This is a genomic window from Mesorhizobium sp. M7A.F.Ca.CA.003.01.2.1 (assembly GCF_003998945.1).
GTDB lineage: Bacteria > Pseudomonadota > Alphaproteobacteria > Rhizobiales > Rhizobiaceae > Mesorhizobium > Mesorhizobium ciceri.
In genome coordinates this window covers 1-11800 of sequence record NZ_RZRA01000048.1, presented here as the reverse complement: position 1 = coordinate 11800, position 11800 = coordinate 1, and the positions used below count along the sequence as shown (strand labels likewise).

At 61.8% G+C, this 11800-nt stretch carries 9 protein-coding genes and 1 other RNA gene; 7 read left to right on the top strand and 3 right to left on the bottom strand.

Annotated features, from left to right (window positions below; genetic code table 11):
* On the bottom strand, positions 1-1075 hold a 1075-nt coding region (locus EN969_RS04090; RefSeq protein ID WP_245467408.1), incomplete at its 3' end, for a PIN-like domain-containing protein.
* Between the two features lie 426 nt (positions 1076-1501).
* Complete coding sequence (locus tag EN969_RS04085; RefSeq protein WP_063168484.1) at positions 1502-5149, bottom strand: hydantoinase B/oxoprolinase family protein; 3648 nt, start codon at positions 5147-5149, stop codon at positions 1502-1504.
* Positions 5150-5229: 80 nt separating this feature from the next.
* Here EN969_RS04085 and EN969_RS04080 point away from each other — a divergent pair, with 80 nt between their 5' ends.
* The 5 genes from EN969_RS04080 to rnpB all read left to right on the top strand — a co-directional run bounded on the left by EN969_RS04080 (position 5230) and on the right by rnpB (position 8656).
* Positions 5230-5604 (top strand): hypothetical protein, encoded by a 375-nt coding sequence (locus EN969_RS04080; RefSeq protein WP_244514312.1) that lies wholly within the window; start codon positions 5230-5232, stop codon positions 5602-5604.
* 174 nt (positions 5605-5778) lie between these two features.
* Positions 5779-6498 (top strand): DnaJ family molecular chaperone, encoded by a 720-nt coding sequence (locus EN969_RS04075; protein WP_013530944.1) that lies wholly within the window; start codon positions 5779-5781, stop codon positions 6496-6498.
* The gene (locus tag EN969_RS04070; protein ID WP_013530945.1) at positions 6495-7253 is read left to right on the top strand and encodes an N-acetylmuramoyl-L-alanine amidase; all 759 of its coding nucleotides are present in this window, start codon (positions 6495-6497) and stop codon (positions 7251-7253) included. The genes EN969_RS04075 and EN969_RS04070 overlap by 4 nt, the downstream gene beginning before the upstream one ends.
* Before the next feature lie 211 nt (positions 7254-7464).
* Positions 7465-8196: a lytic transglycosylase domain-containing protein gene (locus EN969_RS04065; RefSeq protein ID WP_013530946.1), complete on the top strand. Its 732-nt coding sequence runs from the start codon at positions 7465-7467 to the stop codon at positions 8194-8196.
* A gap of 50 nt (positions 8197-8246) precedes the next feature.
* An RNA gene (gene rnpB, locus EN969_RS04060) (RNase P RNA component class A) lies at positions 8247-8656 on the top strand.
* 87 nt (positions 8657-8743) lie between these two features.
* On the opposite strand, the gene EN969_RS04055 is transcribed toward rnpB, so the two are convergent.
* Positions 8744-9871 carry a cystathionine gamma-lyase gene (locus tag EN969_RS04055; protein WP_013530947.1) on the bottom strand — a complete coding sequence of 376 codons (1128 nt, stop codon included), beginning with the start codon at positions 9869-9871 and terminating at the stop codon, positions 8744-8746.
* Between the two features lie 410 nt (positions 9872-10281).
* Between EN969_RS04055 and mraZ the strand changes: the two genes are divergently transcribed.
* Both mraZ and rsmH read left to right on the top strand, forming a co-directional pair.
* The gene (gene mraZ, locus EN969_RS04050; protein WP_063168314.1) at positions 10282-10740 is read left to right on the top strand and encodes a division/cell wall cluster transcriptional repressor MraZ; all 459 of its coding nucleotides are present in this window, start codon (positions 10282-10284) and stop codon (positions 10738-10740) included.
* Complete coding sequence (gene rsmH, locus EN969_RS04045; RefSeq protein ID WP_027160638.1) at positions 10737-11771, top strand: 16S rRNA (cytosine(1402)-N(4))-methyltransferase RsmH; 1035 nt, start codon at positions 10737-10739, stop codon at positions 11769-11771. Before mraZ ends, rsmH begins: the two co-directional genes overlap by 4 nt.
* Positions 11772-11800 lie beyond the last annotated feature (29 nt).

The following is an 11800-nucleotide window of genomic DNA, read 5'->3' as shown; positions in this document are numbered from 1 at the left end:
TTGGAATCTGGTCCCAATATTCGCTGTAAGAAAAGCAATCTATTAGTTTACTGAACGCATACCACGTGTTTATTTTTTCCGGATCGTCTTTATTTTTGTTTTGGAAAATTGATTGTGCTTCTATGGATAGTTTTTCAAGATGCTCTTCCAGGGAATTGAATTCCCAGTCATCTAAATTCCCATCACCGGTTCTTCTAAGAGATTGTTCCTCCGAAATTCTCCCCGACACTTTAGTGATTTTCATAGCAGTTTTTATAATTTCATCTTCGCTTTTAGCCGTATGAAGGGCAAGGACGGTCACGAGATTCAGCATTTCGCTATGTCTAAACAAAATTGAACGTCTAGGAATTTCTCTTGTTTCTTGAACTCTCTCCATCTCTTTCACTGTTTCCTTGGAAACCAGTTCTTCGTCCTCGCTGGATACGAAGGCTAAAAAGCGCGATGGCGAATATGCGTAGAACAACTGGCCAGTCGCTTCGAAAAACTCGTGCCTGAGTTCAGGCCTTGGTCCCAGGGTCTTGCCATCATGTCGTGCCCACCAGTCTTCTTTGTTATCGTCAGTGACAAAAAGGACCGGAAGCTGAGCCGACTTTGCCTTGTCCTTCATTTCAGCCCAAATCAGATAATCGCCCGGACGGCCTTTGTCTTTATAACCGGGGGGGATTTTCGCATCGAAACGTCGCAGCGCTTCTTTCCGTCGCTGTTCGATGTCGACTGGTTGCTTCCCTACCTTTCCATCGAAGATGTCAGTAACGTCCTTGAAAACCGATAGAGCTTCAGGAAGCTGCTTTACGGCAGTTTCAACTTCAAGGGTCAGGCGCTCGAAGAACTTGCCGATCTCGTCCATAGAGGATCCTTGGGGCCAAGGATCGAATCTGGAGAACGCGCCAATTGCCCCTTCGACCTCATTGCGTTTCTTTAGCAGCTCATCTTTTAGCTTCTGATATGCCGCTCTATTGGTCGAATCAGCATCGCGCCCGTCTGCCTGGAACTCTGCACCGGCCTGATGAGGCAACCACAGTCTATCCCCAAATGACCTAAATGCAGCAAGGACTTCCGCCCGTCTAGCGGGCATAAATCTGAATAGGTGTAATAAGACATTTGTATCCGGGACCAGAAGTCCCGTCTTCCAGATCTTGTCTAATTCCTTTTTGGTGGGCTCGTAAAACCCATGAAAAATCTTCCGCATCCAACCCCCCGGAGTCGAAGCCATTACAACATCGCTGTGAACATTGAAGCAAGCGAGACTTGTAGAGAAATGCCTTTCGAAACCTTTTCTTACCGTGTGAACGGCTCGCTATTGTCGAATGGTAGCGTATAGCGGAATCCTGAATGGTTGCGGTCCCACGTGCCCTAGAATGTCAGAATGCTCCGATGGTGCGGGGAAGTAGGAGGTGGCGATCACAGCCGCTATCATCTGCGCAATAGCCTACTAGGCTAGCATCGCCGCCGAATAGCTGGTGATAAATGCGGCCGGGAGGCGCGAGCCAGTCAAGCGGTTTCAGGCCTTGCCAAATCCCCCCGGCGTCGGCGTCGTCAGGATGACGGCGTCGCCGGCCTGCAACATGGTCTGGTCGCAGGCTTTCAGCAGGTCGATCGTGCCGTCCTTGCGGCGGATCTTGGTCGAGCCGACCTCGCCGTCGCCGCCTCCGTCCAGCCCTTGCGGCGGCCGGTTGCGGTGCGAGGACAGGATCGCGCATTCCATCTTTTCGAGGAAGCGGATGGTGCGTTTGGTGCCGTCGCCGGCGCTCCATCTGCCCTTGCCGCCGGAATCTTTCCGGATGTGGAAATCCTCGAGCAGAACGGGAAAGCGCAGCTCCAGCACTTCGGGATCGGTGAGGCGCGAATTGGTCATGTGGGTGTGGACGCCGGAGGTGCCGGCAAAGCCGCGGCCCGAGTTCATCCGGCCGGCCGGCGAGCCGGAGCAGATCGTCTCGTAATATTGATACGTCTTGTTGCCGAAGGTCAGGTTGTTCATCGTGCCTTGGGCGTTGGCCATGGCGCCCATGGCGCCGAACAGCGCGTTGGTGACATGCTGCGAGGTCTCGACATTGCCGGCGACGACGGCGGCGGGGTAGGCGGGTTTCAGCATGCAGCCATCGGGAATGATGATGTTGATGGGCCGCAGGCACCCGGCATTCATCGGGATCATATCCTCGACCATGACGCGGAAGGCGTAGAGCACGGCGGCGCGGGCCACCGGCTCGGGCGCGTTGAAATTGTTCTTCATCACCGGCGAGGTGCCGGTGAAGTCTACCGTCGCCTCGCGCTTTTGCCGGTCGACCGTGATCTTCACCTTGATGATCTGGCCGGTGTCGGTCGGGTATTCGTACTCAGAACTATCCGGCAGCCGCTCCAGCACGCGGCGCACGCTTTCGGCGGCATTGTCCTGGACATGGCCCATATAGGCCTCGACGACATCGAGGCCGAAATGGGCGACCATCTTGCGCAGTTCGGCTACGCCCTTTTCGTTGGCGGCGATCTGCGCCTTGAGGTCGGCGATGTTCTGGTGCGGATTGCGGGCCGGATAGCGGTGATCGGTGAGCAGCGTTTCCAGCTCCTTCTCGCGGAAGCGGCCACGGTCGACGATGCGGAAATTGTCGAACAGCACGCCTTCCTCGTCGACCGTGGTGGCGAGCGGCGTCATCGAGCCGGGTGCCGTGCCGCCGATATCGGCGTGATGGCCGCGCGAGGCGGCCCAGAACAGGATTCTTTCCTTGGCATCATCGAAGACCGGCGTCACGACAGTGATGTCCGGCAGATGCGTGCCGCCATTGTAGGGTGCGTTGAGGGCAAAGACGTCGCCGGGGTGGATGTCGCCGGAATTCAGCCGGATGATGGTTTCGACCGAGCGGTCCATCGAGCCGAGATGCACCGGCATGTGCGGCGCATTGGCGACCAGCGCGCCGGTCCGGTCGAAGACGGCGCAGGAAAAATCCAGCCGTTCCTTGATGTTGACGGAATAGGCGGTGTTCTGCAGCGTGACGCCCATCTGCTCGGCGATCGACATGAAGAGGTTGTTGAAGACCTCCAGCATGACCGGATCGGCCTCGGTGCCGAGCGCTGCCTGCCGGCGCTTTTTCTCGACGCGGTGCAGGAGCACGTGGTTCCTGGCGGTGATTTCGGCCAGCCAGCCCGGCTCGATGACGATTGTCTGGTTCGGCTCGATAATCAAGGCAGGTCCCGCAACCCTGTTTCCCGGCTTCAGCGCCTCGCGGCGGAAGATGGGTGAAGTGCGCCACTCTCCCTCGGTGAAGATTTCGCGGGTCTGTGAAGGGCTTACGGCAAGGTCTTCGGTTCGCGATTCAGTTTCGTCGCGCCCAGTGCCGCCGGTGTCGGTGCCTTCGACGCCGACGGTCTCGACGATCATCGGCTTGTCGTCATAGACGAAACCGAACTGCGCCTTGTGGGCGATTTCAAAATCGCGCCTGGCCTGGAAAATCGAATCCGCCTCGAAATTCACCGGCAGTGTCGTGTCGGTGCCGTCGTAGCGAATGTGCAGCACCGGCTTCGTGGCGACCGTATCCTCGCCGATGCCTTGCGCCGCGAGTTCTGCGACAACGGCTTTCCTCAAGATGGCAATGAGGTTGCCGATCTCCGTTCTGGACTCTTCGGCAAGCGGTTTCAGCAGCGCCTGCTGGCGCGAGGCAAAGACCGAGGACAGGCCGATGCCATAGGCCGACAGAAGACCTGAGAAGGGATGGATCAGCACCGCTTCCATGCCGAGCGCATCGGCGACCAGGCAAGCGTGCTGGCCGCCGGCGCCGCCAAAACAGTTCAAGAGATATTCGGTGACGTCGTAGCCGCGCTGCACGGAGATCTTCTTGATGGCATTGGCCATGTTTTCGACGGCGATGGTGACGAAGCCCTCGGCGACAGACTCGGGCGACCGGCCGTCGCCGATTTCGGCGGCGAGTGCGGCGAATTTTGCCCGTACCGTCTCGACGTCGAGCGTCTGGTCCTGGCCGGGTCCGAAAATGGCCGGGAAGAAATCGGGCTGCAGCTTGCCCAGCATCACATTGGCGTCGGTGACGGCGAGCGGGCCGCCGCGCCGGTAGGCTGCCGGGCCGGGATTGGCGCCAGCCGAATCCGGCCCGGCCCGGAAGCGGCCGGCCTCGTAATGCAGGATCGAGCCGCCGCCGGCGGCGACGGTATGGATGCGCATCATCGGCGCGCGGATGCGCACGCCGGCGACCTCGGTGTCGAAGGCGCGCTCATATTCGCCGTCATAGTGAGCGACGTCGGTCGAGGTGCCGCCCATGTCGAAACCGATGACCTTGTCGAAGCCGGCGAGCCTGGCCGTCTCGACCATGCCGACGACACCGCCGGCTGGTCCTGACAGCAGTGCGTCCTTGCCCTGGAACATGTCGGCGGCGGTGAGACCGCCCGACGACATCATGAACATCAGGCGGGGGAATCGATCGCTCTCCCCCACAAGAGGGGAGCTTGGCGCCGCACCCAACTCTCCCGCCACCCTTTGCACATAGCGCGATAGGATCGGCGACAAATAGGCGTCGACCACCGCGGTGTCGCCGCGGCCGACCAGCTTGATCAGCGGCGAGACCTCATGGCTGACCGAGACCTGGCTGAAACCGAGTTTGCGGCAGACTTTCGCCACCGCCTTCTCGTGCTCGGGGTATTTCCAGGCGTGCATGAAGACGATGGCGACCGCATCGATGCCATCGGCCCTGGCCTGTTCGATCGCCGGCCGGCAGGCGGCGATATCGAGCAATTGTTCGACGCAGCCATCGGCGCGCACACGCTCGTTGATTTCGATGACGCGCTCGTAGAGCTGTTCGGGAAGGATGATCTCCTTGGCGAAGATGTCCGGGCGCGCCTGGTAGGCGATCTTCAGCGCATCGCGGAAGCCCTTGGTGATGAGCAAAAGCACGCGGTCGCCCTTGCGCTCCAGCAGCGCATTTGTGGCGACCGTGGTGCCCATCTTGATGTCGCCGATCAGGCCGCTCGGGATCGTGTCGCCGGCCGACAAGCCAAGAAGGTCGCGAATGCCCTGGATGGCGGCATCGTTATAGGCTTCGGGATTTTCGGAGAGAAGCTTGCGCGGGTGCAGCCCGCCCTCCGGATCTCGGCCGATGATATCGGTGAATGTGCCGCCGCGGTCGATCCAGAAATCCCATTTTTCGGTCATGACAGCCCCTGGCGCTCTTCTGTTCGATCGGTGTTTCGGCACATGCTGTTAGTTCGCTACGGCCTGAGCGGCAATCGCAAATGAACCAGACGATGTTACATGCGGAAACGCAACGTTACGAAACTCATGGCCGGCTGACGCATTTGTCCTTCGACCGCTCACGGCAACGTGAGCGTGTGTTGAAGGAGAGACAAATGAAAAAGCTCATTCTCGCGTCCGTTTCCGGTTTGGCTTTGCTTGGCGTCGCCGCCTGCAGTGACAGCGGTACGGACAACACCACCACCCAGAGCACCAACCCGCCGGCCGCCGAGGAACCGATGAAACCGGCCACCCCGGAAGCCACGCCGCCGGCCGCGACGCCTCCGGCAACGGATAATTCGACCACGAAGAGCATCACACCCGAGAAGCCCGCCGAGCCGGCTCCGGCAACACCAGCTCCTGCGCCCGCGCAGTAGTGAGCAAGCAGTACTTCTTGTGATGAATGAGGAAGGTCGGCTCGCGCCGGCCTTTCTCATGTCGTCCGAGCGCCGTGGGCCAATCCCTCTCGCGCGCCGGATCGATTTGTCGCGCAAAGCCTGCGGCACTGTCCCGGCTTGATAGGAGGGAGCGGTGGCTCTAAGAAGCAGGCCATGTCGATTTGGGATCGCCTCGGCGAGTTCATCACCCGCGTTTCATCCTCAACCTCGTCGGGTGTCGTCGACGTTGTCGAGGCTGTGCGCACGGTTTTCTCCGGCGATGCGGATTTGCGCCGGCGTGTCGCCTTTTCGGTGGCGATGATCGCGCTGTCGGCCAAGATGGCCAAGGCCGATGGCATCGTCACCCAGGACGAGGTGCGCGCCTTCCAGGAGATATTCGAAGTGCCGCCGAAGGAGACGCGCAATGTGGCGCGGCTGTTCGATCTCGCCCAGCGCGACGTGGCCGGTTTCGAAACCTATGCCGAGCGGATGGCCCAGATGTGCGGTTCGGGGCATTCCAACTGCGTGATGCTTGAAGACATACTCGACGGTCTGTTCCACATTGCCAAGGCCGACGGGCTGGTGCACGAGCGCGAAGGCCATTTCCTGCACCGCATCGCCGAGATTTTCCGCATCGACGAAGCGCATTACGAAGCCATCATGGCCCGGCACGTCAATCTCGGCGCCGGGGATCCCTATGTCGTGCTGGGCATCGAGCGCGGCAAGCCGTTCGAAGAGGTCAGGAAACGCTATCGCAAGCTGGTTTCCGACAATCATCCGGATCGGCTGATCGCGCGCGGCCTGCCTCAGGAATTCATCAAGATCGCGACCACCAGGGTGGCGGCGATCAATGCCGCCTACGAGATGATCGAGCGGGGCCTGCGCCACGCATGAGCGGCTTTCTGCCCGACGAGCCACGTGCCGAAGTCAGGGTATCGCCGAATTTCGGCCCGCGGCGCGAGACAACACCCAGGCCCGACATGATCGTGCTGCACTACACAGGCATGGCGACCGGCGCCGGGGCCGAGGCCTGGCTTTGCGATCCGGCCAGCGAGGTCTCGTCGCATTATCTGGTCCACGAGAATGGCCATATCGTGCAGATGGTCAGGGAAAGCGACCGCGCCTGGCACGCCGGCAAGAGTTCGTGGTTCGGATGCGCCGACATCAATTCCTGTTCCGTCGGCATCGAGATCGTCAATCCGGGGCATTCGCTGGGCTATCCCGGTTTTCCCCGGCGGCAGATCGATGCCGTGATCGGGCTGTGCCGGGGGATCGCCGGTCGGCATTCGATCGCCGCCGAGCGGGTACTCGCGCATTCCGATGTTGCGCCGGGGCGCAAAATCGATCCCGGCGAGAAGTTTCCGTGGCGGGCGCTATTCGAGGCCGGTGTCGGCCATCTCGTTACGGCCGCCCCCGTCAGGCGAGGCGCTACTCTGACAACCGGCGACACCGGCGGCGATATCGAAGCGTTGCAGTCGATGCTGGCGCTCTACGGCTATGGCGTTGAAATATCCGGCGTTTTCGACCGGCAGACGGAGGCGGTGGTCGAAGCCTTCCAACGGCATTTCCGGCCGCGCAAGGTGGACGGCGTTGCCGACGGCTCGACGCTGCGGACGCTGCAAAGGCTGCTTGCTTCCGTGAAGCGCTAATCCCCGGGAGACCTCTCCCAAGCAATTCTTTCCAATCCTTAAGTTACAGGCTGTCACTCAAAGTGACTTGCCTGGCCTTGTTTGACACCAATTCGGGCGTCAAACGGCTGACGTGTAGATGTCGGACCCCAAGCCCCCCCCGGGTTGTTCCGACGTTGGTTAGGCGTTGCTGCGTGAACATCTTCGCGCGGTTCAGACAGAACAGGATCACATGCAGAAATTTACCGTTTTAACGGCAGCTCTTGCTGCCGGCGTAATGACTTTTGCCTTCAGTGCGGCGCATGCAGCGTCATTCAGCCCGCGGGCCGATCAAGGGTTTCCCGTGGTATCCGCAAAAAGCGGCAAGGCAGGCCACGACGCCAAGGCGACAAAGCAGGCATCCGCCAAAGCGGAGACGAAGCGGGCTTCCGCCAAAGCGGAAAAGGCAAGCTGGTCCAAACCGAAGAAGTCCATCGCCAAAAGGCAGACGAAGCGCGGCCGCAAGACCGTCGACATGACGAGAACGGCATCGATCGGCCTCAGGAACGCGGCGGAGTCGACGGCCGCGGTGGCGAGCAGCGGCCAGTATTCCGCAATCGTTGCCCGCTATGCGGCGATCGAAGGCGTGCCCGTGTCGCTCGCCTCGGCGGTCATCAAGATCGAGAGCAACTACCGGCCCAACATCGTCGGCAGCGCCGGCGAGATCGGCCTGATGCAGATCAAGCCGGCCACGGCTCGGATGATGGGCTATAGCGGCTCCGCCAAGGGCCTGTTCGATCCCGACACCAACATCAAATACGGCATGAAATACCTTGCCATGGCACGGAGCCTCGGTGGCGGCACGACCTGCGGCACCATTCTGAAATACAATGCCGGGCACGCCGCAACGCGGATGAACCCCGTGTCGGCAGCCTATTGCGGCAAGGTCAAGGTGCAGATGGCTGCGCTTGGATCGCCCGCATAAGTCAGCTTTTTCGTTTGCGTTTTCGGGCGTGAACCCCTTTATACGCTCTGCCAGCTGGCTGGGCGGCCGCACCCGCAAACGCCGAAAGGTCGTGGGTGAGGAAAGTCCGGGCTCCATGGAAACACGGTGCCGGTTAATGGCCGGCGGGGGCGACCCCAGGGAAAGTGCCACAGAAAGCAAACCGCCACGATCCGGCTTGCCGGATTCGGGGCAAGGGTGAAAGGGTGGGGTAAGAGCCCACCGCGCGACTGGCAACAGGAGCGGCACGGTAAACCCCACCGGGAGCAAGACCGAATAGGGACGGTGCGAGGGGAAACCCTCGAGGGCTGTTTCCGGCTCACCGTCCGGGTAGGTTGCGTGAGGCGCATGGCAACATGCGCCCAAGATGAATGGCCGCCACGTTCTCGCCTCGCAAGGGACGAGGGCCATACAGAACCCGGCTTACAGGCCAGCTGGCAATTTCTCTCCCCCGATATCAAGAGAAATCTCTTGAAATCAGCAGGTTGCGCCCTCGGGCGCGCCTGTTGATTCAAGCCTGTCCGGCCGTTCATCCGAGCCGGGAGCCGCTGATCCCGTCCAGCGACGTCTCGATCGCTTTCCAGAGCTCTTCCACCGGCTCGCAGCCGACCGAGAGGCGGACGAAACCGGCGGAGACCGCATCGCCTCGCTTCAGGCGCCGCTCGGCGGAGGTGTGGACGCCGCCGAAGGATGTCGCGGCCTGCATCAGGGCACAATTGTTGATGAAGTCCTCGGCTTTGTCTTCCGAGGCGAGTTCGAAAGAGATGAGAAAGCCGAAGCGCTCCATCTGGGCGCGGGCTAGGTTGTGCGACGGGTCGCCTTCAAGCCCGGGATAACGCAGGCCGCTGATTGCCTTGTGGCCCTGCAGTCGCCGCGCGATGACTTCCGCCGAGGAACACATGCGATCGAAGCGCACATCCAGTGTCTCCAGGCCGCGGTGCACCAGCCAGGCTTCGAACGGACCGGGAATGCTGCCGGAAACTTCGCGCCAGCCGGTCACGGCGGCGATGATATCGGCATTGCGACTGGCGACATGGCCGAACAGCACGTCGGAATGGCCATTGGGTGCCTTGGTGTCGGCGGCAACGACGATGTCGGCGCCGTGGTCGAGCGGTCGTTGGCCGAGAGGGGTCATGGTCGTGTTGTCGACCACAAGGATCGCGCCGGCTTTGTGGACAGCATCGGCAACGGCGGCGATATCGCAGATATCCAGCCCCGGATTGGCAGGGGTTTCGACAAATGCCAGCCGATAGCCATCGAAGCCGCCATCGAGGAAGGTCGAAGTCGGCCTGGCATCATAGGTGATGCCGAGCGGCTTGAGGAAGCGCTCGGCCAGCGCTCGTGTCGTGTGATAGCCGTCCGATGGCAGCAGGATACGGTCGCCGGCCTTGAGCACGGCAAAAAACGCCGCCGAGATTGCCGCCATTCCGGAAGGGAATGCGACGCAGGGCGCGTCCTCCAGATGGGCCAGCATATGCTCGACCGCGTCCCAGGTCGGGTTGCTGAATCGCCCGTACTGGTTGAAGCCGGTGGCGTCGCCGGGCGCATGAAAGATGGCGGCCATGGTCAGCGGCAGGGGAATGGAATCGCCCATGGCAAGCCCGCTGCGACGCAGGTGAGGAAGCGCTGCAGCGCGTGACTTTGCTGTTTCAGACATCGAATTTCAGACCCTGTTGGTGACCGGCTGGATGTGGCGAGACGCTATGCCCGGCAGCGGCTCGCGGCAAGGCGCGTCCGGTTGGGCCAGGCGGCTCTAAACGCTTCGTTAGGCTTAATAGACCATAAAGACGAGACGTGTCGTCACGGCTGCTCTCTTTGGTCGGGGCGCGCGTGTTTGTGAAGCCTATTCCCGTTGACGCCCATAGTGCCCCATGATATCCCATCCAGACATCAAAGCCTTCGTTCCGTGTCAGGGTAAAGCGTACGCCAATCGGGCAGCCGCGGCGGCTGCGCGTTTGCTGGTTTTTGCCTGTGCGGACGAGGCTGATACGGGGCAGGGAACGCGCTGCGGCGGCGCGTGCGACAAGATGCAGAGGGGTGCGGCGGCGCAAGCGGCTGTAGCGTTTAATGGACCGGTTTCTGTCAAACACGGTGAGCAGGATCGATGCGAAGGGGCGGGTGTCCGTTCCCGGGCATTTCCGTGCCGTCGTGCAGAAGCGCGGCTATTCGGAACTCTATGCGCTGCGCTGCCTGGACCTGCCGGCGATGGATGTCGGCGGGCTCGACCTGCTCGACCGCTACGAGCAGCGCATAGCGCTCGAGGATCCCTTCCTGCAGACGGCGGACGATATGTCGTTCTTCTGCCATGGCGACGGAACCTTCTTGAAACTCGACCAGGACGGCCGCATCACGATGAGCGATTTCCTTCGCGAACACACCGGCATCTCGGCGGAAGTGGCCTTTGTCGGGCGCGGCAATTTCTTTCAGATCTGGGAGCCGGGACGGCTTGCCGCCTATGGGGCGCAGGCGCGGGCACGGCTTTTGCAGCTTCGGCAGGGGACGAAGCCTGGGGAGCGACCGGAATGACGGCAGGCCACGGCGATGACCTTCCTCGCGCCGTAGATGGGCACGCCGTTGGCGGATCGGCCCGCCACATTCCGGTCCTCCTTGCCGAAGTGCTCGAAGCACTGGCGCCGGCGCAGGGCGACCTCATCATTGATGGCACGTTCGGCGCCGGCGGCTACACCAGGGCCATTCTGGCGACAGGCGCCTCCGTGGTGGCGATCGACCGCGATCCGGATGCCATTGCGGCCGGGCGCGATCTTGAAGTGCAGTCGGGTGGTCGGCTGCGGCTGGTGCAGGCGCCGTTCTCGACGCTGGACGAACATGTCGAGAGCGCCGACGGGATCGTGCTCGACATCGGCGTGTCCTCGATGCAGCTCGACCAGGCGGAGCGCGGGTTTTCGTTCCGCGCCGACGGGCCGCTCGACATGCGCATGGCGCAATCGGGCCTCAGCGCCGCCGACGTCGTCAATTCCTTCAAGCCGGGCGATCTTGCCCGCATCTTCGGCTTCCTCGGCGAGGAGCGCCATGCCGGACGCATTGCCCGCATGATCGAGGCGCGCCGCGAAAAGCGCCCGTTCGAGCGCACGTTGGAACTCGCCGACGCCATCGAGACGCATATCGGCCGGGCGCCGAAGGACAAGATCCATCCGGCGACGCGCGTCTTCCAGGCGCTGCGCATTTTTGTCAATGACGAGCTTGGCGAACTGGCCAAGGCCCTGTTTGCGGCCGAACGCGCTCTGAAGCCGGGCGGACGGCTCGCCGTGGTCACCTTCCATTCTCTGGAAGACCGCATCGTCAAGCGTTTCATCGCAGACCGGGCCGATGTCGCGACCGGCTCGCGTCACCTGCCCGAGGCGCATGCGCGCACCGCGACGTTCCGCAAGGCGGGCGGCGGCGTGACGGCCGGCGACGCCGAGGTGGCGGCCAATCCGCGCGCCCGTTCGGCCAGGCTGCGCGCGGCGGTCCGCACCCAGGCGCCGGCGCGCGGCAGCGACTTTTCGATTTTCGGCCTTCCAAAGCTTCCCGGTATCGACCGGCCGGGGGAGAGGTAGCTAAGTGTTTCGTACCAGCGACATTGTCC